The organism is Micromonospora sp. H61 (genome assembly GCF_018070325.1).
Classification (GTDB): Bacteria; Actinomycetota; Actinomycetes; order Mycobacteriales; family Micromonosporaceae; genus Micromonospora; species Micromonospora salmantinae.
Genome location: NZ_JAGPXY010000022.1, coordinates 59,465 through 79,589 on the forward strand (window position 1 = coordinate 59,465; position 20,125 = coordinate 79,589).

General features: G+C 71.4%; 21 protein-coding genes. 12 read left to right on the top strand and 9 right to left on the bottom strand.

The features are described 5' to 3' along the window. Nucleotides 1-27: 27 nt before the first annotated feature. The 6 genes from KBX08_RS14000 (at nucleotide 28) to KBX08_RS14025 (ending at nucleotide 6,729) form a co-directional block, all read left to right on the top strand. Nucleotides 28-2,793, top strand: coding sequence for a BTAD domain-containing putative transcriptional regulator (locus KBX08_RS14000; RefSeq protein WP_210783956.1), 2,766 nt, complete (start codon nucleotides 28-30; stop codon nucleotides 2,791-2,793). Between the two features lie 94 nt (nucleotides 2,794-2,887). Continuing rightward, nucleotides 2,888-3,607, top strand: a complete 720-nt coding sequence (locus KBX08_RS14005; RefSeq protein ID WP_210783924.1) for a hypothetical protein — start codon at nucleotides 2,888-2,890, stop codon at nucleotides 3,605-3,607. 42 nt (nucleotides 3,608-3,649) lie between these two features. Beyond that, the gene (locus KBX08_RS14010) at nucleotides 3,650-4,534 is read left to right on the top strand and encodes a hypothetical protein (protein WP_210783925.1); all 885 of its coding nucleotides are present in this window, start codon (nucleotides 3,650-3,652) and stop codon (nucleotides 4,532-4,534) included. Nucleotides 4,535-4,628: 94 nt separating this feature from the next. After that, nucleotides 4,629-4,937: a hypothetical protein gene (locus KBX08_RS14015; protein ID WP_210783926.1), complete on the top strand. Its 309-nt coding sequence runs from the start codon at nucleotides 4,629-4,631 to the stop codon at nucleotides 4,935-4,937. Between the two features lie 98 nt (nucleotides 4,938-5,035). Beyond that, nucleotides 5,036-5,419 (top strand): hypothetical protein, encoded by a 384-nt coding sequence (locus KBX08_RS14020; protein WP_210783927.1) that lies wholly within the window; start codon nucleotides 5,036-5,038, stop codon nucleotides 5,417-5,419. 101 nt (nucleotides 5,420-5,520) lie between these two features. After that, nucleotides 5,521-6,729, top strand: a complete 1,209-nt coding sequence (locus KBX08_RS14025) for an Imm21 family immunity protein (RefSeq protein ID WP_210783928.1) — start codon at nucleotides 5,521-5,523, stop codon at nucleotides 6,727-6,729. Nucleotides 6,730-6,923: 194 nt separating this feature from the next. Here KBX08_RS14025 and KBX08_RS14030 read toward each other — a convergent pair whose 3' ends face one another. The 6 genes from KBX08_RS14030 to KBX08_RS14055 form a co-directional block, all read right to left on the bottom strand. Next, nucleotides 6,924-8,111 carry an NAD(P)/FAD-dependent oxidoreductase gene (locus tag KBX08_RS14030; RefSeq protein WP_210783929.1) on the bottom strand — a complete coding sequence of 396 codons (1,188 nt, stop codon included), beginning with the start codon at nucleotides 8,109-8,111 and terminating at the stop codon, nucleotides 6,924-6,926. An 82-nt stretch (nucleotides 8,112-8,193) separates the two neighbouring features. Beyond that, nucleotides 8,194-9,138: an RNA polymerase sigma-70 factor gene (locus KBX08_RS14035; protein WP_210783930.1), complete on the bottom strand. Its 945-nt coding sequence runs from the start codon at nucleotides 9,136-9,138 to the stop codon at nucleotides 8,194-8,196. A 26-nt stretch (nucleotides 9,139-9,164) separates the two neighbouring features. Beyond that, entirely contained in the window at nucleotides 9,165-9,923 is a 759-nt protein-coding gene (locus KBX08_RS14040; protein WP_238690507.1) for a hypothetical protein, read from the bottom strand. Nucleotides 9,924-10,082: 159 nt separating this feature from the next. Beyond that, nucleotides 10,083-11,303, bottom strand: a complete 1,221-nt coding sequence (locus KBX08_RS14045) for an MFS transporter (protein ID WP_210783931.1) — start codon at nucleotides 11,301-11,303, stop codon at nucleotides 10,083-10,085. 75 nt (nucleotides 11,304-11,378) lie between these two features. Continuing rightward, on the bottom strand, nucleotides 11,379-11,858 hold the full coding sequence (locus tag KBX08_RS14050; RefSeq protein WP_210783932.1) for a hypothetical protein: 480 nt from the start codon (nucleotides 11,856-11,858) through the stop codon (nucleotides 11,379-11,381). An 82-nt stretch (nucleotides 11,859-11,940) separates the two neighbouring features. Next, nucleotides 11,941-12,543, bottom strand: a complete 603-nt coding sequence (locus KBX08_RS14055; protein WP_210783933.1) for a TetR/AcrR family transcriptional regulator — start codon at nucleotides 12,541-12,543, stop codon at nucleotides 11,941-11,943. Between the two features lie 133 nt (nucleotides 12,544-12,676). Between KBX08_RS14055 and KBX08_RS14060 the strand changes: the two genes are divergently transcribed. The 3 genes from KBX08_RS14060 (at nucleotide 12,677) to KBX08_RS14070 (ending at nucleotide 15,579) form a co-directional block, all read left to right on the top strand. Continuing rightward, a complete protein-coding gene (locus tag KBX08_RS14060) occupies nucleotides 12,677-13,696 on the top strand; it encodes an aldo/keto reductase (protein WP_210783934.1) in 1,020 nt (339 codons plus the stop codon). Between the two features lie 576 nt (nucleotides 13,697-14,272). Continuing rightward, on the top strand, nucleotides 14,273-14,542 hold the full coding sequence (locus tag KBX08_RS14065) for a hypothetical protein (protein WP_210783935.1): 270 nt from the start codon (nucleotides 14,273-14,275) through the stop codon (nucleotides 14,540-14,542). Further along, nucleotides 14,542-15,579, top strand: a complete 1,038-nt coding sequence (locus tag KBX08_RS14070) for a hypothetical protein (RefSeq protein WP_210783936.1) — start codon at nucleotides 14,542-14,544, stop codon at nucleotides 15,577-15,579. The genes KBX08_RS14065 and KBX08_RS14070 overlap by 1 nt, the downstream gene beginning before the upstream one ends. A 54-nt stretch (nucleotides 15,580-15,633) precedes the next feature. On the opposite strand, the gene KBX08_RS14075 is transcribed toward KBX08_RS14070, so the two are convergent. Together KBX08_RS14075 and KBX08_RS14080 are read right to left on the bottom strand one after the other, a co-directional pair. Continuing rightward, nucleotides 15,634-16,161 carry an SRPBCC domain-containing protein gene (locus KBX08_RS14075; protein WP_247669375.1) on the bottom strand — a complete coding sequence of 176 codons (528 nt, stop codon included), beginning with the start codon at nucleotides 16,159-16,161 and terminating at the stop codon, nucleotides 15,634-15,636. Continuing rightward, nucleotides 16,162-16,473 (bottom strand): helix-turn-helix transcriptional regulator, encoded by a 312-nt coding sequence (locus tag KBX08_RS14080; protein ID WP_210783937.1) that lies wholly within the window; start codon nucleotides 16,471-16,473, stop codon nucleotides 16,162-16,164. It abuts the gene before it with no gap. A 98-nt stretch (nucleotides 16,474-16,571) separates the two neighbouring features. On the opposite strand from KBX08_RS14080, the gene KBX08_RS14085 reads away from it, so the two are divergent. Then, nucleotides 16,572-17,501 carry an LLM class F420-dependent oxidoreductase gene (locus KBX08_RS14085; protein ID WP_210783938.1) on the top strand — a complete coding sequence of 310 codons (930 nt, stop codon included), beginning with the start codon at nucleotides 16,572-16,574 and terminating at the stop codon, nucleotides 17,499-17,501. A gap of 18 nt (nucleotides 17,502-17,519) precedes the next feature. Here KBX08_RS14085 and KBX08_RS14090 read toward each other — a convergent pair whose 3' ends face one another. After that, nucleotides 17,520-17,942, bottom strand: a complete 423-nt coding sequence (locus tag KBX08_RS14090; RefSeq protein WP_210783939.1) for a hypothetical protein — start codon at nucleotides 17,940-17,942, stop codon at nucleotides 17,520-17,522. A gap of 120 nt (nucleotides 17,943-18,062) precedes the next feature. Between KBX08_RS14090 and KBX08_RS14095 the strand changes: the two genes are divergently transcribed. Further along, entirely contained in the window at nucleotides 18,063-18,815 is a 753-nt protein-coding gene (locus KBX08_RS14095; RefSeq protein ID WP_210783940.1) for a hypothetical protein, read from the top strand. Beyond that, complete coding sequence (locus KBX08_RS14100) at nucleotides 18,812-20,083, top strand: FAD-binding protein (protein WP_210783941.1); 1,272 nt, start codon at nucleotides 18,812-18,814, stop codon at nucleotides 20,081-20,083. The genes KBX08_RS14095 and KBX08_RS14100 overlap by 4 nt, the downstream gene beginning before the upstream one ends. Nucleotides 20,084-20,125: the final 42 nt, after the last annotated feature.

The window sequence follows — 20,125 nt, forward strand, 5'->3', positions numbered from 1 at the left end:
GAGATTTAGCCTGATTCGGTGATTTCGATGGTTGGTACGGGAGTGCGCGTCAGGCTGCTCGGGCCGGTGGAGGTGGTCGTCGCCGGCAGTCCACAGGCGGTGAACGGCGTGCGCCGCAAGGCGGTTCTGGCCACGTTGGCGCTGCACGCGGGGCGTGTCGTCAGTGTCGACCGGCTCATCGACGTGGTCTGGGGCGATCAGCTACCAGCCACCGCGGCGAACACGTTGCAACGCCACGTCTCCTACCTACGCGGGGTGCTCGGCGAGCCCGGGTCGATCGTGGCGCGCCAGCCCGGATATCTGCTCGACACCGGGCCGGACTCCACCGACGTACAGGCCGCCGAGCGCCTCATCGAGCTGGCCCGGCGCTCGACGGACCGCAACGAGCAGGTGAGGCACCTGACGGCCGCGGTCGCACTGTGGCGAGGTCCACCGCTGGCCGACGTGGCCGGGTCGGCCTGGCTCGAGGAGCAGGCGGAACACCTGGCACGCCTACGGTTGGAGGCCGAACGATCGCTCGCCGAGGCCCGGCTGTCCGTCGGTGAGCACGCCGGCCTCGTCCCCGGGTTGGAACGGCTCGTCCGACAGCACCCCTTCGACGAGCACCTGCACGCGCAGCTGATGCTCGCCCTGTACCGCGACGGCCGACAGGGGGAGGCGGTCGCCACGTACCGGCGGCTGCGCGACAACCTGCGGGAGAACCTCGGCCTCGACCCGGGTCCGCGGCTACGCGACCTGGAGTGCGCCATCCTGCGCCAGGACACCGCTATCGCCGCACCGGCCGCGGCCGCACCAACACGGGTCGCGGCGCAACTGCCTCCCCCCGTACCCACGTTCACCGGACGCGACGCGGAGCTGGCGGCCCTCGACGCGCTGGTCGACCGGGGCGGCGCCGTCGTGGTGTCCGGGACCGCCGGCGTCGGCAAGACCGCCCTCGCCGTGCACTGGGCGCACCGCGCGGCCGAACGCTTCCCCGACGGGCAGCTCTACGTCAACCTGCGCGGCTTCGACCCGGCGGCCACACCGACCGAACCGGCGCGAGCGCTGCACGGCTTCCTGGAGGCGCTCGGCGTTCCGGTCGCCCGGATGCCCCGCGACCCGGACGCGATGGTGAGCTTGTACCGTACGACGGTGGCGGGCAAGAAACTGCTGGTGGTGCTGGACAACGCCCGCGACGCGGAACAGGTCCGGCCGCTGCTGCCCGGCTCACCGGACTGCCTCGCCATCGTCACCAGCCGCGACCAGCTCATTCCGCTGGTCGTCACCGAAAGCGCCCAACCGGTGCCCCTCGACCTGCTGAGCCCCGGCGAAGCCCGCGACATGCTGGTCCGGCGGCTCGGGGAGCGCCAGGTCGCCGCCGAACCCGCCGCAGCCGACACCATCGCCGAGCGGTGCGCGCGGCTGCCCATCGCCCTGGCCATCGTTGCCGCCAGAGCCGCCACCAACCGGCACTTCTCGTTGGCGGCCGTCGCCGGCGAACTGGGCGACCTGAACGCCTTCCGCGCAGGCGACGAGGCCACCGACGTACGAGCGGTCTTCTCCTGGTCGTGTCGGACGCTCAGCCCACCCGCGGCCCGGCTGTTCCGGCTGCTGAGCCTGCATCCCGGCCCGGACGTCTCCGCCCCGGCCGTGGCCAGCCTGGCCGGCGTCGACGGGCCGGCGACCGGCCCCCTGCTCACCGAGCTGACCCGGGCGAACCTCTTCACCGAGCACACGTACGGGCGCTACGCGTTCCACGACCTGCTGCGCGCGTACGCCGCCAGCCTCGCCGACGAGGCCGAGCCGCCGGCCGAGCGTCGGGACGCCGTGCACCGGCTGCTCGACCACTGCCTGCACACCGCCCACGCCGCCGACCTGGCGCTGCACCCGCACTTCAGCGCGATCAGCCTCCCGCCACCCCGGGCGGGCGTGACGCCGGAGCGCCCCAGGAGCCGGTCTGCCGCCGCGGCGTGGTTCACCACCGAGGTCCCCGTCCTGCTCGCCGCGGTACCGCTCGCGGCACGGTCCGGGTTCGAGGGACACGCCTGGCGGCTCGCCTGGGCCATGGCCGGCTTCCTGCACCGGCAGGGGCACTGGCAGGACTGGCTCGGCACGCAACAGATCGCTCTGGCCGCCGCGTCCCGCATCGGGGATCAGGCGGGGCAGGGCCACGCGCACCGCAGCCTCGGTCTCGCCTGCTCCCGGCTCCGACGGTACGACGAGGCCGACGACCACCTGCGGCGCGCACTCGACCTGTTCACCGACGTCGGTGACGACGCCGGACGGGCGCACACCTGCCTCAACCTTGGTCAACTGGCCGAGCGGCAGGGGCAGCACCAGCAGGCGCTGCGCCATTCCCGGCAGGCGCTGACCCTGTTCCGGGGGACCGGGAACCGGGCCGGGCAGGGGTACACCCTCAACGCGGTCGGTTGGCAGGAAGCGCTGCTCGGCAACTACCACCACGCGCTTGAATCGTGCGGCGAGGCGCTGCGGATGTTGCAGGAGGTGGACGACGTCCAGGGGCAGGCCGACACCTGGGACAGCCTCGGCCACGCCCACCACCAGCTCGGGGACGACCGGCGCGCCATCGCCTGCTACGAGCACGCCCTCGAACTCTTCACGCAGGTCAACGACCGGTACGCCGAAGCCAGCACGTACGTCAACCTCGGCGGCAGCCACCGGGCGCTCGGCGACATCCCCGCCGCCCGTGCCGCGTGGCACCGAGCCCTGACCATCCTCGACGAGCTCGGCGACACCGACGCCGACTCGATCCGCGCCGACCTCGACCAGCTCGACGCCACGCGGCTGCACTGACGTACCCCGCTTTCAGCGCCGTTTCCGGGCCGCTTCAGCGCGCCAAGCCACTCTTCGGACATCAGTTTCTTCCGCACCAGGAATGGAGCGTTCGATGAGTCGTTTGGCACACCGCCTCGCGGTGATCGGGGTGGTCAGCGGGACGGTGCTGGCCATGTCCTCCGCCGCCGTGGCCCACACCGACAAGCCGCCGCAGAAGGGCGCCGACTGCGTGGTCCAGCACGTCGACGAGCGCGGCAAGATACTCCGCACCGAGACCGCGTCCGAGGGCCGGGAGTACGGCCAGTTCCGCTGCGTCGCCGGGCAGTGGACGTTCGCCTGGGCGCCGTTCGGAGAGGACGACCTGATCACGGCCGACGAGATCCGGATCGACCCGGCGGGTGACGCCTCGGTCCGGCGGTTCACCGGCCCCGCGCTCGGCAACGACCTCACGGTCGGCGAGATGACAGGCATCGCCCAAGCCATCAGCGGCAGCCGTGAGGTGCTGATCGACCGCGCGATCGTGGCCGTCGACGACGGCAAGGAGCGGACCCCGGAGCAGGTCGAGGCGCTGCTCGCCGGCAAGGACGACACCGGGGTACGGGTGCTGGACATCATCGAGAAGCCGAATGCCGCCATGTCGACGAAGGACGTCATCGACGAGGCTGGCGGCACCCCTGAGACGACAGTCGTCTACTTCAGCCTCTGGGGCGCGATTAAGTCGTTCTTTGCCTGGATCGTGGACACGATCGGCGAGATCGGTGAGTGGATCGACGACCACTGTGACGTGGGGTCCCCCAACGACTTCGGCGACATCGTCACGTGTCGCTGGTAGCCCGTCCCACCCCGCCGACACCGATCACGAGATGAGGACAGGATGACAACTCTGCGGGACATCACCAGGCGCGCCGCCATCGTCACGACCGCCCTGATCGTCGGGCTGACCGCTTCGTACGCCCCGTCGCAGGCCGCCGAGGGGGAGGCCCGGACGACGATCACCGACCACCCCGGTGCCCCGGGCACGATGCTTCAACAGTTCGAGGACCTGACCGGCCGACCCGTCGGCGACCTGGACAGGGTGCTGGCCGTCGACACCGGCGGGCGGAACCTCACCGGCGACCAACTCGCAGCGCTCGCCGCAGGTAAGGAGGTCGACGGTGTCAAGGTCGTCGGCACGATTCCGGGCAGCCGGGACGTCCTCGGCACGACCATGGCCGACCTCGCCGACGGCACGTACGACGGCAGCGGCGACAGCGGGACGGCCACGTCCCTGCTCTTCGCCTCGTCCACCCCCGACGGCCGGGAGTGGTGCCTGACCATGTGCGTCGCGTCGGGCAAGACGATCTGGGAATGCCTGTTGTCGCGCCGAACGGGCGAACTGGTCCTCACCCTCGACCTTGACGGCGGCACCACGGTGGGCGAAACGAAGGCTGCCTTCGAGAAGGCCAATGGCGTCGCCGTCGACGGCCCGTACACGGTGGAGACGCTGATCGGCGAGCGTGAGCCCTCGGCGGACGAGATCAAGACGCTCCTCGACGGCAGGGACATCGAGTCGATGCGCCGGGTGGCGACACTGGACGGACCGGACCCCGGGTGGGCGCTGGCCGACATCGCCGAGAAGTCCGGCGTTGTGTACGCGAAGACCAAGGGCCACCTCTTCAGCCTCAACCTTCCGATCCTCGGCAAGATCCTCGTCTTCTGCGTCTCGCAGGATGGTGGGAAGACCTGGAAATGCTCGGCCAAAAAATGGGGCGGGTTCTGACGGGTAGCCGCGTCGACGGTCCCGCTCCGCATCGACCTCCCCGGTCGAGCGGAGCGGGATCCCGCGCTTGAGCGAGCCGGTTCATACTCGGCAGGTGATCAGCAATGAGCCTCGCGTTCCGTGGTCGACTCGCGCGCCTCACCCGGCAGACAGTTCAACCCTGCCGCTCTACATGGTCATCTTCTTCTTCCTCGGCCTCGTTGGCTTCGCGGCGCGCGGAATGGCCGACGGCGGGGAAGGGTTCGTCCTCGCGAGCATCGTCTCGGGAGTGTTCTTCGCCTGCTTCCTGATCCTCTTCGCGATCTACTGGATCGGATACCTGCTCAAGGGGCACGCCGTCTGGCAGGCCGAGCGCCAGGCCGGGCCCGATGGGCCGTCCGTGGGTCAACAACCAGAGGACTGAGCCGGGCGCGCCATCCTCCACTCAACCCCGGACGCCGTCGGTGGCGTCTCACTCTGCGTCCGCACTCAGACGCGAGGTGGACGCGACCTGGAGGTGGCGTGAGTCGGCACGACGACGATCGGACCGGCTGGTGGACCGACCTGCGGCTGCTGTTGCCGGCCGAGGGCGCCGACCAGCGACCGATCGGCTGGCGGGTCCGGACCGAGGACGGTGCCCGTCCCGCCACGGGCGAGGTGCGGGTGATCGCCCCGCCGGACGCGGCCCGGGTCACGGTGACGGTCGGCGGCGCACCGCCCGCCACTGTCGCCCTCGACGCGTCGAACGCCGGCACCACCCAGGTGCCGCCGGACCAGGCGGCGACGTTCACCGCGTACGGCAGGGACGGCAAGGTCCTCGGGACCACCCCGTTGCCGCCCGTGGAGACCGACAGCAGCGCGGGAGGTCTGCCCGGCGACAGCCCGGCCACCAGGGTGACCCCCTGACGCAGCGGCACGCGGGCCGAGCCGTCCGAGGACGGCTTCGGCCCACGTCGGCCTCTAGGATCGACAGCCGTGACGGCGAAGACGGCCTGCGGGAGCGCATGGTGACGAGCGAGGCAGAACGGCCACTCGACCGGCTCGCCGAGCGGGCCGATGTCGTACTCGTCGACTTCGACGGTCCGATCTGCCGCCTCTTCGGCAGCAGGGCCGCGCCGCGTATCGCGGCCGACCTCCGTCAGCTGATCCTCAGCCGGGGTGTCGTCCTGCCCGACGAGCTGCGCGACGGGGACGATCCGCTGGAGCTGTTCCGCGCGACCGCCGTGTTCGCGCCCGAGTTGGTGGGTGTCGTCGGTGCGGCCCTGGCAGCGGCGGAGGTCGAGGCGGCGGCGTCCGCGGAGACCACGATCGGAGCCTTCGACCTGGTCGCGGCATGCCTGGCGACCGGGCGCCCCCTCGCCATCGTCAGCAACAACTCCGCAGCCGCCATCGGCGCCTACCTCGGGCGCCGCGACCGGGCCCGCTACTTCGCCGCCGTCATCGGCCGAGGCGAGCACCCCGATCTGCTGAAGCCCAACCCGGCGCCCGTTGTGCAGGCCCTGCAAGAGCTGAAGGTCGCAGCCGATGCCGCTGTTCTGGTCGGTGACTCGGTCACCGACGTCACAGCCGCCCGAGCAGCCGGTGTCGCCTGTATCGGGTACGCCAACAAACCCGGCAAGGCCGAACGTCTCGCCGCCGCCGGTGCCGACGCGATAGTGACCGACATGACCGACCTGGCCGGCGTCCTTGCTCGTACGCGCACGCCGGTCAGCCTGCTGCAGTGGGTCGATTCGGGCGGCGGGCCGCTCATCGTCGTGCCGACGACGGCACTCGGCGAGTGGAAGGGCGCGTCGGTCGACGACGATGATTCCTGGGGTGACTACGACCGGGCCTGCCGGGTCGACGGTTACGTGGGCGTGCTCGACGTCGGCACCGGCCAGGCGCTCGTTCTGGCCGACGAGCCGGCTTCCACCACGTACCTCCCGGACCGGCGGATCTTCGTGCGGTGGCTCTACGCCGCCTCCGAGGCGGACGTCGTCCGCCTCATCCCCCGAGCGGTCAAGATCGCCCGCTGGGAAGACGCGGGTACGTGGACGACCAGCGGGCCAGCCGAGTTGTTCGACTCCGGCTACACCGGCGACGGGCTGGAGCACACCACCCATCTCACGGTGGACCTGGCTCGTGGCACGTACCTGATCCGCACCGCTCTCGTGCAGCCCGACAAGGTAACGGCGCTGATGCTGGTCCACCTGGTCGAGCAGACGCAGACAGCGTGAGCGCCGCGCGGGCGGACTTCTGCCGCCTCGCTCGTCTGTGTCGAGCAAGAGGACCGCGCCGATCTTGCAGCTTCTGTTGTTGACTTAGGTGTATATGCACCTTACGTCGGGACAGAAACTGCAAGATCGCGGGAGCGGGGTCAGGTCGACGAGGCAGTGCTGGCTGACGAACAGCCGTCCCGCCTACGCGCCACTCAGGAAGCGGCCGCGCGGACCGCCGTTCGGGTCGGGACGATGCGGTGGCGGCGGACCGGGTACAGGATCGGGTGCGCGATGTTCCAGGCCCCGCCCGCGCAGGCGAGCTCCTTGTAGCGGGCCGCCAGCTTCCCGGTGAGGAGGGACGGCTTGGCCCGGTCGTCGGCGGTCACGTACTGGATGATGCCGTCACGGCGGCCGAGGCTGATGCACTGGTTGAAGTAGCGCAGCGGGGCCTTGGGGAACTTCGCCCGACCGGTCAGGCGTGCGGCGATGGCGTCGGCGGCCTGCCAGGCCATCGGGATGCCCGAGGCGCAGGACATCCGCAGTGGCTTGCCGCCCGGTCCTGCGGCGATCGCGGCGTCGCCCACCGCGTACACCTCGGGGTGTGAGACCGCCCGCATGCTGGCGTCGACGATGATCTGTCCGGTGTCCGCGACCGCCAGGGTCGTGGCGGCGGCGATGGGGTGGACGGCGAAGCCGGTCGTCCACACGGTCACCTGGGCCGGGATCTCCCGACCGTCACGGGTGACCGCACCGGCCGCCTCGACCCGCGCGATGTCGGTGTGCTCGTGGACGGTGATGCCGAGCCGATCACAAACGCCGCGCAGGTGCTGCTGCGCCTTGACGTTGAGCCAGTCGCCGAGACCGCCGCGGGCGGCGAGCGCGACATCGAGGTCCGGCCGGGCCTCCGCGATCTCGGTGACCGCTTCGAGGCCGGTGAGGCCCCCGCCGACGACGAGCACGGTCCCGCCGGCCGCGAGGTGGGCGAGGCGGTCGCGCAACCGCAGCGCCGTCGACCTGCCGGCGATGTCGTACGCGTGCTCGGCTACCCCGGGAACGCCCTGGTCCGCGGTAGCGCTGCCGAGGGCGTAGACGAGCGTGTCGTAGGCGATCTCGTCGGTGCCGTTGTCGTCGGCGAGCGCGACGGTCCTGAGATCGGCGTCGACGGCGGTGACCCGCGCCAGCCGAGGCTTGACGCCGGTGCCGGCGTAGACGTCGCTCAGCGGGAGGCGTTTGAGGTCCTGCCCGACGGCGAGTTGGTGCATGCGGACCCGCTCGACGAAATCGGCCTCGGCGTTGACGACGGTGATCTCGGTGTCGTCCGGGTGCAGCCGCCTGGCGAGGCGCCCGGCGACGATGGCGCCTGCGTAGCCGGCTCCGAGGACGACGATGCGGTGCTTCATGGTGGCACTCCTGTCTCGGTGGTGGTCGCTTCCTGAACCAGACAGCGACGCGATTCCTGACAGGAGCCGGCTATGAGCTGGATCACCAGACGTGGAGGGTGGGCTCCTCGTGCTCCGAGGCGGACCACTGCCGGGTGGCGCGGACGAGCTTGTCGGGGTTGACCTGGTTGTGGATGGCCGTGACACCCTCGGGCGTCACCTCCACTGACATCACGCCGATGACCCGGTCGTCGATCACGACCACCACCGCCGGAGCGCCGTTGGCGGTGGTGACGTGCATGGCTGGGCTGCCACCGACTAGGTCCCGTTTGACGTCGGTGGGCTTGAACAGGCTACGCAGGAACTTCGCCACCGCCAGTGCGCCGACGATGGGCGCGGACCGGGCCGGGATCTTGCCGCCGCCGTCGGCGGTGCTCGTCGCGTCGTCGGTCAGCAACTGCACGAGCCGCTGAATCTCGCCGTTGTTGGCGGCCGTGAGGAACTCGGCGACGATCTTCCGGGCGGTGGTCAGGTCGACCTCCGCGCGGGCCCGTTCGGCGGTGACGTGCTGCTTGGCACGCCGGTAGGTCTGCTGGCAGTTCGACTCGGTGAGGCCGAGGATCTCGGCGATCTCACCGTGCGAGTAGCCGAAGGCCTCCCGCAGCACGTACACCGCGCGTTCGTTGGGCGACAACCGCTCCAGCAGGGTGAGCACCGCCATCGAGACCGACTCGCGCTGCTCGGCGGTGTCGAGCGGGCCGAGCATCCGGTCCCCGGCGAGGACCGGCTCGGGCAGCCACGTGCCCACATAGGTCTCCCGCCGGGCCCGCGCGGAGGTCAGCTGGTTGAGGCACACGTTGGTGAGGACCTTCGTCAGCCACGCCTCGGGCGTCTCGACGTGCTCCCGGTCGGCGCCCTGCCAGCGGAGGAAGGTGTCCTGGACGGCGTCCTCCGCGTCGCTGGCCGAGCCCAGCAGGCGATAGGCGATTGCCTCCAGGCGCGCCCTGGAGTGCTCGAACACCTCGACTTCGTCCGGACTGAGCGGCATGACTAGACAGTATCCAGGCGGACGGTTCAGGGTTGGCTCGTGCTTGGGCCGGAAACCCGGCTCGGCTCCCGCCGACCCACGTAGAAGATCAGCCCGGCCAGCAGCAGCACGAGCGCCAGCGGCACCAGTACGGGAGCGAGGGCCGCCCAGATCGGCCACGCGGGCTCCGCCAACCCGTTTGCCATCAGGCCCTGCCAGGTGAGGACGACACCCGGGAGGAGAACGATCGTCACCAGCGTGCCAACCAGTCGGGGTACCGGCGGACGTTGCCGTCCCGCCAGCCAGAACAGCGCCGCCCCGGCCGCGGCACCCAGGACGGCGGCAGCGAGGGTGACAGTGACGTAGCCGTCGGGCGCGGCTGGCGCAAACCTCAGGACCGCCCCGCGGTCCACCTGCGTGAACGTGGCCGTCAGCCCATCCCGTTCGGCCCGCCAGCCATCGCATGGCGTGCCCGTGACCCGATGGCTGCCCTGCCAACCCAGTGCGGTGGCGTTGCGCTGTACCGACTCGGAGTGCGTGCAGTCGGCAGCCTCGTCGTAGTGGAATTCCACGAACGGCGAGCCGAAGTCGTCGGGGGCCAGGACACCGTAGAGGTAGTTGCGGCCGACGCTCGAGCCGAATGGTTCGGTGCCGGGAAGCAACTCCGCCGCCATGGTCTGTGCCTGGTCGGAGTTGACTGGCGCGGTGCCGCGGCCGGCGTACCAGGAGCCGAGGCTCAGGCCGGCCGTGCCGAACAGCGCCGCGCCGAGCAGGATCATCGCGACCTGCCGTCGTCGAATTCTCACCGGTGGACCCCTTCGCTCGTGTGGGGGAGCGTAGCCAAGGCGAACCAGCTCTGGATGCCTCGCGAGAGGGACCGGGCGCGCGCGGTGGTCGTACCCTCGCCTGGGTGACGTCCGATTCGTTGCGCCGCGCACTCACCGCACCCGGGCGGGTGAACCCGGTCAGCGGCTCGGCGGACCCGTTCCCGCCGTTCGGAGCGGCGAGAGTGCGGTCGGCGTCTCGTCGTACGGTGTCGGCCGGCGGCGGAACGTGGCCACCACCACGGCGGTCAGGCAGATCGCCGCGGCTGCCATGAGCGGCGGGCGGGCGCCGAGGTGGACGGCCGCGGAGCCGAGCGGGATCGCGACGACGAGCGGTCCGAACATCGCGGTGTTGGCCGTCGCGGAGACCCGTCCCAGCAGCGCCGACGGCGTATGGGTCTGCACGGCGGTCACCGCCGCGACCAGGGTCCAGGGCAGCCCGACGCCGGCCACCACCGCCCCGACGACAGTCGCCGGCCACCACGGCAGGCAGCGCGCCAGGCAGCCGACCGTGAACAGCGCCGTTCCGGCGACACCGACGGCAACGGGACCTCGCGCCGCGATGAGCCGGCCGACGATCAGGCCACCGAGAATGGAACCGGCGCCCTGCGCGCTGGCCAGCACACCCAGGAACGTCGTCGGCAGGCGCAGCTCGGTCACGACGATCGCGTAGAGTCCCGCCGTCGTGAAGCCGGACATGGCGATCGACACCGCGGCGAGCACGACCGGCAGACGTGTCGCTGGCCGTCCGAACAGGACCACCGATCCGGTACGCGGGCCGTCGTCGCGTTCGGTGGGCCGGTCGGTCGGCGTCCGGTTCAGGCGAAGGAGCGCGTACAGGGTGGCGACCAGCACCGGCATGGCCGCACTGAGGACGGCGACCGCGTGGCCGCCCCGCCAAACGTAGAGGCCGGCCCCGGCCAGGGGAGCGACGAGCTTCATCCCTTCCTGTGCGCTCGAGCGCCACCCGTTGACGTCGCCGAGTTCGGTCGGCGCGAGTGCCGACGGCAGCAGCGCCGTCTCGCCGGCGTCGATCAGCACGTAGCTGACGCCGTAGGCGCACGAGACGGCGAAGATGAGCCAGGTCTGTCCCGGCCCGCGCACCGCGAGCAGCGCCAGCAGGGCGGCTGCCAGCATGAGGTTGACGGCGATGACCAGCGGCCGCCGGGGTGCCCGGTCGAGCAGACCGCCCAGCCATGGGCCGGCGAGCACCGGGGCGTAGACGCAGAGCCCGGCGAGGGCGGCGAGGCTGGTGGAGCCGGTGAGGTCCAGGATCCAGATGCCGGCGACCAGGGACATGGTGCTGCTGCCGAAGCCGGACAGCAGGGAGATCGCCACGAACAGGCCCGCGTTGCGACGCATGAGCACTCCGAGTTGAGTCGATGTGACTCATATCCTCAAGCTTGAGCGATGTGCAGGCAATGCCGCTGCAATCTGTCAACGGTTCATTGACAAGGCGACGTCGATCTTCGTGGCGGCCGTCCGAGCGGGCCCGGGCAGTCGCTCACCCGCTTCGGCGAGATCGGTGGCGAGGAGCCCTGCCAACGCGTGCAACGAGCCCGGGGCGGCATCCAACGCGGCGCCCACAGTGCTCCGCACGAGCGCCGCTCGACGAAATCGGCTGTCCCACCGCTGATCGGCGCCGATCCACCGGGCGAGGTCGGCCACCGCCGCCCGCAGCGCCGCGATCTGCGGAGGCATCCGGAGGTCGAGCTGCCGCCGCCGCGACCACCGCGCCGCCGCCAGCCGTTGCCGACGCTGCTCGGCGGCCTGCCGGCTGCCGAGGCCGAGTGCCATCGCGATCTCGGCCCACGTCGCACCGTCGTGGCGCGCGCGGTCGATGATCTCCAGCTCCTGCTCGTCCAGGCGGGCGCGGGTAGCGCGGACCTCCGTCAACCGGGCCAGCTCCGACGTCATCTGTCAACGTTACATTGACACTGTCGGGACCTCGGCGGTGATTGACCCGGGTGCGCGCTCCCAGTCCGCCATGATCAACAAACTATCGCGGCCCGCCGCCCCGGTGGTGGCGCAGCCCCGCGACGAGGAGTTCGACCATGCGACGCGCGTCGTAGCGGGGTGCGCCGGCTCCGATGCAGAGATTGCCGACCCCGCGCAGCAACTCGAAGGCCGTCACGTCGGTGCGGATCTCGCCGGCCGCGGCAGCGGCGTCGAGTAGTTGGGCGCACACCGGCACGAGGCGGTCCAGGAAGTAGGCGTGCAGCGTCTCGAAGGCCGCGTTGTCGGACTGTAGCGCCTCGGCGAGGCCGTGCTTGGTGACCAGGAAGTCGACGAAGAGGTTGATCCACTGGGCGAGGGCGGCGTGCGGTGTGCTGCTGTCGGCCAACAGCGTCGGGCCCGCCTGCGCGCACGCCTCGACCTGGTGCCGGTAGACGGCGACGATGAGGTCGGCGCGGGTCGGGAAGTGGCGGTAGATGGTGCCGACGCCGACGCCGGCCCGGGCGGCGATGTCGCGTACGGGCGCGTCCACGCCCGAGATGACGAAGGCCGCGGCGGCGGCGTCCAGCAGTGTCGCCTCGTTGCGCCGGGCGTCGGCCCGCTTCCGCGGGGTCGACCTCCCCGATTCGCTGTCGATGTCGGCCATCGCGCCGTTACCTCCGTCACTTGGCAAACGGAACGCTGTTCCGTATCGTTCTTAGCGGAACGTGGTTCCACTTACTCAGGATGCCAGAGCGAGTGGGCCAGTGTCACCTCACCCTTCCCGTGGAGGAACAGCCATGCAGTACCGCACCCTGGGGCGCACCGGCGTCCAGGTCAGCACCCTCGTGCTCGGCGCGATGAACTTCGGCAAGCTGGGGCACACCACCCAGGGCGAGGCGACGGCGATCGTCGACGCCGCGCTGGAGGCCGGAATCAACCTGATCGACACCGCCGACATGTACAGCCAGGGCGAGTCGGAGCAACTGGTCGGCAAGGCCATCGCCGGCCGTCGCGACGACATCGTGCTGGCCACGAAGGCCGGCATGCCGATGGGCGACGAGCGCAATCAGCGGGGCGCCTCGCGCCGCTGGCTGGTCACCGAGTTGGACAACAGCCTGCGCCGCCTCGGCGTCGACCACGTCGACCTCTACCAGATCCACCGGTGGGACCCGACCACCAGCGACGAGGAGACCCTGTCGGCGCTGACCGACCTGCAACGGGCCGGAAAGATCCGCTACTTCGGCTCCTCGACCTTCCCCGCGTACCGCATCGTGCAGGCCGAGTGGGCCGCGCGGGAGCACCACCTGAGCCGCTACGTCACCGAGCAGCCCAGCTACTCGATCCTGCAACGGGGGATCGAGGCCCACGTCCTGCCCGTGACCGAGCAGTACGGACTCGGCGTGCTCGCCTGGAGCCCGCTCGCCTCGGGCTGGCTCTCCGGTGCGATCCGCGCCGGCCGGGAGATCACCACCAGCCGCTCGGCGCTCCTGCCCGCCCGCTTCGACCTCAGCGTCCCGGCCAACCAGGCGCGGCTCGACGCCGTCGAGCAACTCGCCACCGTCGCCGACGAGGCGGGGCTCACCCTGATCCAGCTCGCCCTCGGGTTCGTCACCGCGCACCCGGCCGTGACCAGCGCGATCATCGGCCCCCGCACCATCGAGCACCTGCACGCCCAACTCGCCGCCGCGGACACCGTGCTCCCGGCCGACGTGCTCGACGCGATCGACGCGATCGTCGCACCGGGGGTCGACCTCGCCGCAGCCGAGAAGTTCGACACCCCGCCCGCCCTGCTCGACCCGGCGCGGCGGCGTCGCTGAGCCTTCGGGTGCGGTGGTCAATCCGACCGGGCCGCGCTGCGGGAGTTGCTGGCCACCCGGCTGCCGGTCGATCCGGACCTGTCGATCCGGCTCGCCGCGCGGGCCTGGGCCGTACCTGGCACGCCGTCCGGGTAACCGTCGCGCCGAGCCCTTCCGGGCCCTTGTCGCAATTCGGACAAGACGGTAAAGCCCCTGGTAGAGCACCCTAGGGACAGGTGGAGGTAGACGGGTGGCGGGCCACATCCCGATCCTCCGGCCCGGTGGGGACAACATCGTCCCCACCGGTGCCGCCCTCACCCAGCCCGGCCTCGAAGCCGTGGCGGTCACGGCACAGCCGCCGTGCCGATCGCGCGTACGACAGGCCGTGGCTGTCACCGACACCCCTGCGGGCGCCCGCAGCGGTGCCTCCGCCCATCGGGACAAGGACGTCAGCACCACCGGCAGTCAGGCAGCGAGGTCCGCCGGTCGTGCCTGCCGTCCCCGTGCCCCGCCGGCCTTTCGCACTGTGGACCCCGCCGGTCCGACGTCGCTGAACCGCGCGCCGAGGCCCGGCGACCGAGCAAGAAAGGGCCCGACATGGCCGCTCCCACTGCAACCGCAGCCCTGAACGCATCCGTCTTCGCGCCGGGTGACCAGATGCTGCTGACCATCACCTACTCAGACGCCGACACCAAACCGCTGACCGTCACCATCGTGGTCACCGACGCGCAGGGCAACAGCAGCGCGCCGGTCAAGGTCACGGCGGTCATCGACCCGCTCACAGTGACCGTCACCGACAACTCCGGACGTACCTGGACCCGGGTTTCCGACAACGGCTCCGTGGCCGTGTATCGGTCGGTGGCGTGATGCCCCGGGTAACCGTCCAGGTCCGCGACGCCGCCGGCCACACCGCGACGGCCGTCGCCGACTACAGCCTGGGCCAACCCGTGCTCGGCGGCTACTACCTCTCCGGCGGTGCCGACCCGACCGCCGACATGGCCGGCGGCAACTTCCGGTCCCTCACCCAGTACCGCAGCTTCGCCGACGGCTACATCTTCCCCGGCTACAACCGACCCTGGCTGGTCAGCCTGGGCAAGGCTGGGGTGCAGATGAACATGGTCCTGGAGCTGAAGCACTACGGCGCACCGAACTACGGGCCGCAGAGCTTCGCTGTGGACGGCACCAGCTACACAGTGCCGGCGCCGACGATGACCATCCAGCAGCGTCCCGGCGCGACCTGGCCGAAGGCGTACGGGTACGGCCAGGTGCTCAAGGGGCAGTGTGACGGGTTGTTCGCCCGTGCCCTGTCGCAGTACCGGACGCTCGGCTTCGGGGTGAACATCCAGCTCGCCTCGGAACTGGACACCGATCACGAGTTCGGCACCACCGAGGACGGCAAGGCGTACACCTGGGCCGAGTCGGACGCTCGGGCGGTGCAGGCGATGAACTACATCCTGACGTGGTTCAAGGCGCGGACGCTGCCGGCCGGGACGACCTTCTCGGTGGGGCTGGGCGGCTTCGACCGGGCCTGCTTCCAGCGCACCCACCCGGAGTCGCTGATGTCCCGCCTCGACTATCTCCAGTGGAACGCGTACGGCACCAACGCCAGCCACACCGCGCTGGCCCGGTTTCGTCGGACGAAGGACTGGGCGGTCGCGGATCTCGGCCCGGTGGCGCTGTCCCGACCGGTGATCATCGCCGAGTGGGGGGTCAGGTCGGCCGAGATCCCGGACCAGGCGGCCTGGATCGCCACAGTGCCGGCGGCGATCGCCCAGCTCAACGCCGAGCGTGGGCCACGGATCGTGCGCACCAACTACTTCAACTCCGGGTGGGGCACCCTGACGCCGAAGTCGGTCGGGTTGGCCGCGCTCCGCGAGGCGTACGCCAAGCGGCCGTACGTCTGACCGGGTTCCGGCGGCCCCGGAGCCCGGAGCCGCCGGGACCGCACCGGTCAGCCCTCACCGAGCCGTTCGGCGTACGCGTCGCGCAGCTCGGGCCAGCCGTGGTCCTTGGCCTCCGCGCCGCGGATCGGGCCGACCGGGTCGCCGTCGAGCAACCGGTCGGCCACGTCGAGACAGAGGTGCCAGCCGGCCGCGACCATCGGCAGAATGCCCGGGTCGGTCGGCGACGGTGTGCCGCAGGGTGAGCCGGGTGCCGCTGCCCAGCGGGCTCAGCTCCCAGCGCAGCAGGTCGTCGCCCCAGGTGTACTCCAGCAGGTGCGGCGGCTCGGCCCGGCGTACCGTCGCCGGGTCCTCCTGGGTGGTCTCGCCGTCGACGAGGGTGAGCACGGCGACGCCGGCGTGGCCGAGGTCGCGGTCGGCGAGGAACGGCGCCCACTGCGCGAGCTGGGCCGGGTCGGTCAGTGCCGCCCAGACGGTGGCTGGCGGATGCCGCAGGTCGCGGACGAAGACGAGTGTCGCGCCGACGTCGGTGGGCTCGGCGCGCACGTCGGCGGGTGGGCTCGGGCGGAACGCGTCGCGGTCCATTCACTGCTCCTGACTGTCGAGGTGCCGTTCCAGGGCGTCCAGGTGCCGGGCCCAGAGTCGCCGGTACGGGTCGAGCCAGCCGTCGACGTCCCGCAGCGGGCCGGGGTCGAGGCGGTAGATCCGCTGTCGGGCGGCCGTCCGGCAGGTGACGAAGCCGGCGTCGCGAAGCACCCGCAGGTGTTTGGAGACGGCCGGCTGGCTGACCCCGAGCCCGTCGACCAGCTGGCCGACGCTGCGTTCGGCGTCGCGGAGCTGGTCGAGGATCCGGCGCCGGGTGGGCTCGGCGAGGACGGTGAAGGCGTCGGTGGACACCTTCCCAATATGCCTTCTCCGTCATGTGACTGTCAAAGCATACGACGAGAGCAGCCGTCCCGACGCGGCACCGCCGATCGGCTCCCTATGCTCGGATCATGGAACTTCGGATCTTCACCGAGCCCCAGCAGGGTGCCAGCTACGACCAGTTGCTCGCCGTCGCCCGCTGCGCGGAGGACGCCGGCTACGGCGCGTTCTTCCGGTCCGACCACTACCTGATGATGGGTGACGTGAGCGGCGAACCCGGCCCCACCGACGCGTGGACCACGCTCGCCGGCCTGGCCCGGGACACCAGCCGCATCCGGCTCGGCACGCTGATGACCGCCGCCACCTTCCGGCTGCCCGGCCCGCTGGCGATCACCGTGGCGCAGGTCGACCAGATGAGCGGCGGCCGGGTGGAGCTGGGCATCGGCACCGGCTGGTACGCCGAGGAGCACAGCGCGTACGGCATCCCGTTCCCGCCGCTGGCCGAGCGGTTCGACCGGCTGGAGGAACAGCTCGCCGTCATCACCGGGCTCTGGACCACGCCGGCGGGGGAGCGGTTCGACCACGACGGCCGGTACTACCCGGTCCGGGACTCGCCCGCCCTGCCCAAGCCCGTGCAGCAGCCGCGTCCTCCGATCCTGCTCGGCGGGACGGGCCCGAAGCGCACCCCTCGGCTGGCCGCCCGCTACGCGGACGAGTTCAACCTGCCGTTCGCCTCGGTGCCGGACACCGCGGCGCAGTTCGACCGGGTCCGCGCGGCCTGCGTCGAGATCGGCCGGGACCCGGCCGAGATGGTCTGGTCCAACGCGCTGGTGCTCTGCTGCGGGCGCGACGACGCCGAGGTGGCCCGCCGGGCCGCCGCCATCGGCCGCGAACCGGACGAGCTGCGGGCCAACGGTCTGGCCGGGACGCCCGCCGAGGTGCTGGACACCATCGGCCGGTACGCGGAGATTGGCAGCGAGCGGCTCTACCTCCAGGTGCTGGACCTCAGCGACCTGGAGCACCTCGAGCTGGTCGCCAGCGAGGTGATGGCGAAGCTCTGAGTCGACCACGCCTCCGGGTCAGGCCCGGTGGGCGCCGGTCCCGACCGCGTTCGGGTCACCCAGCACGGTGTCCAGCCGCCCGTCGCGGTCACTGTCCACGTAGGTGATGTCCGGGATTCCGTCACCGTCCACGTCGATCTGGACGACGTCGGCGACGCCGTCACCGTCGAGGTCGGTGACCACCTCCACCGAGCCGTCCAGGTGACGGGTCACGATCGACTGCGCGCCACTGGCGCGCGGCGGCGGGCCGGGTGCCGGCACCGGCGTCGGGGCGGGCGCGGGCGCCGGTGTCGGTCGAGGACCGGGAGTGGGCGACGGGTGGCTCGGAAACCCGCCGGACGGCGGCGCGCTGGCCTGCTCGACCCCGGTGCCGGCGGGGTCCAGTTCCTCCTCGGAGGGGAAGACGTCACCTCGTGCGGCCGGATCGCGGTAGCTGCTCATGGGCGTAGGGTTCCCCGACGACGACGAGAACAACCGTGCCCGATCGACCGGTGTCCTTGGTGCCCGGTCTGGCGGAAGATGTCGGGACCGACGCCACGGTCATGAAACGGGGGTCCGAGCGTGGAACTGCGCCGGAATCGGGGGGCCCGTGCGCTCGCCCTGGTCTGCGTACTCGGTGGAGTGCTCCTGTTGGTCTATCCCAGCGATGGCGCCCTGCTACGGACGATCATCGCGGTGGGCGCGATAGCGCTCGGCGCGATGGCGCTGGTCAGCGCGATGCGGCCGTTCCGGTTCGGGATCCACGCGGACGGGCTCACCGTCCGGCGGCCCGGCCTGCGCCGGGATGTCCGGTGGGCGGAGGTCGACGCGCTGGTCCTCGACGAGCCGCCCCGGCGCGACGGCCATCCGGAGCCGCCGCGACTGCTGTTGGTGCCCGTGCCGGGAGTGACGATTGAGCCGGTGACCGCCCGCCACCCGCTCGACGGCCGACCCGCCGTCGAGTTGCTCGTTCTCGACCAGGTCCGCGAGCAGCCCGAGCAGGTCTCCGCCGCGCTCACCCAGTATGCCGGCGCCCGTTTCGTCGACCTGCTCGCGCTGCGTCGCGCCGCCTTCGAGACCCCGGAGCTCCCGGTCGGCCTGCGTGGCTACCAGATGGACCGGGTCGACCGGTTGATCCGACGCGGCCAGGACGCGCTGATGTCCGGAGACGCGTCGGCCCGGCAGGCGACCCGGGGAGAGATCGAACGCGCCACCACTGCCGGCCTGCCGATCGCCCAACGTGGTTACAACACCTTCCAGACGGATACGGTTCTGGACGCCCTCGTCACCGCGTTGGCCGACCACCAGAGCACCGATCGGGAGACCGCCACATGACCGCGCAGGGATCGCACGCCGCGTCGACCACTGACGTTCCGCGCCGCAACTGGGCCGGCAACGTGCGGTACGCCGCGAAGGCGTTCCACCGCCCCACCTCCGTCGACGAACTGCGCCGGCTCGTCGCCGGCAGCAGCCAGATCCGGGCGGTGGGCAGCGGGCACTCCTTCAACCGTCTCGGCGACACCGACGGTGACCTGGTCAGCCTCGCCGGGCTGCCACCGGTCGTCGAGGTGGACCGCGAGCGGGGGCAGGTCACAGTGAGCGGCGCGCTGCGCTACGGCGACGTCGCCCGACAGCTACACACCCAGGGGTACGCGCTGGCGAACCTCGCCTCGCTGCCGCACATCTCGGTGGCCGGCGCGGTGGCCACCGCCACCCACGGCTCCGGCCAGACCCACGGCAACCTGGCCAGCGCCGTCGCCGGCCTGGAGCTGGTCACCGCCGACGGCGATCTGCTCCGGGTCGACCGCGACACCGACAGGTTCGCCGGCATGGTGGTCGGGCTCGGCGCGCTCGGCCTGGTCACCCGCGTCACAGTGGACGTCGTGCCGACCTTCGCGCTGCGCCAGTACGTACGCCTCGACCTGGACCGGACGTCGTTGGACGAGGCGCTCGGCTCGGCGTACAGCGTGAGTGTCTTCACCGACTTCCGTACGCCCCGGCTGCGCGAGGTGTGGCGCAAGCAGGTGGCCGACCAGCCGCCACCCTCGGCGGAGTGGCTGGGCACCACCGCGGCCGACGAGCCCCGGCACCCGGTGCTCGGGATGCCGGCGGAGAACTGCACCCCGCAGCTCGGCGAGCCGGGCCCGTGGCACGAGCGGCTGCCGCACTTCAAGCTCGGCTTCACCCCGAGCAGCGGCGACGAACTGCAGTCCGAGTACCACGTCGCCCGGACGGCGGCGGCTGACGCGCTCACCGCGCTGGACGACCTGGCGGACCTGATCGCCCCGGTGCTGCTGGTGTCCGAGCTGCGGACGGTGGCGGCCGACGAGCTGTGGCTCAGCCCGAACTACCGGCGGGACAGCTTCGTGCTGCACTTCACCTGGGTCGACGACACCGCGGCGGTGCTGCCCGTGGTGGCCGCCGTGGAGGAGCGGCTGGCGCCCTTCGCGCCCCGCCCACACTGGGGCAAGGTCTTCGTCACCGACCCGGCCGAGCTGTCCGCCCGCTACCCGAGGTACGCCGACTTCGCCGCGCTCCTGACCAACCTGGACCCGAAGGGCACCTTCCGCACCGACGCCCTCGACCGCCACTTCCCCCGCTGACCGTCCCCCTGCTGTCTGCGTTGATCATGAAGTTATTGCCAC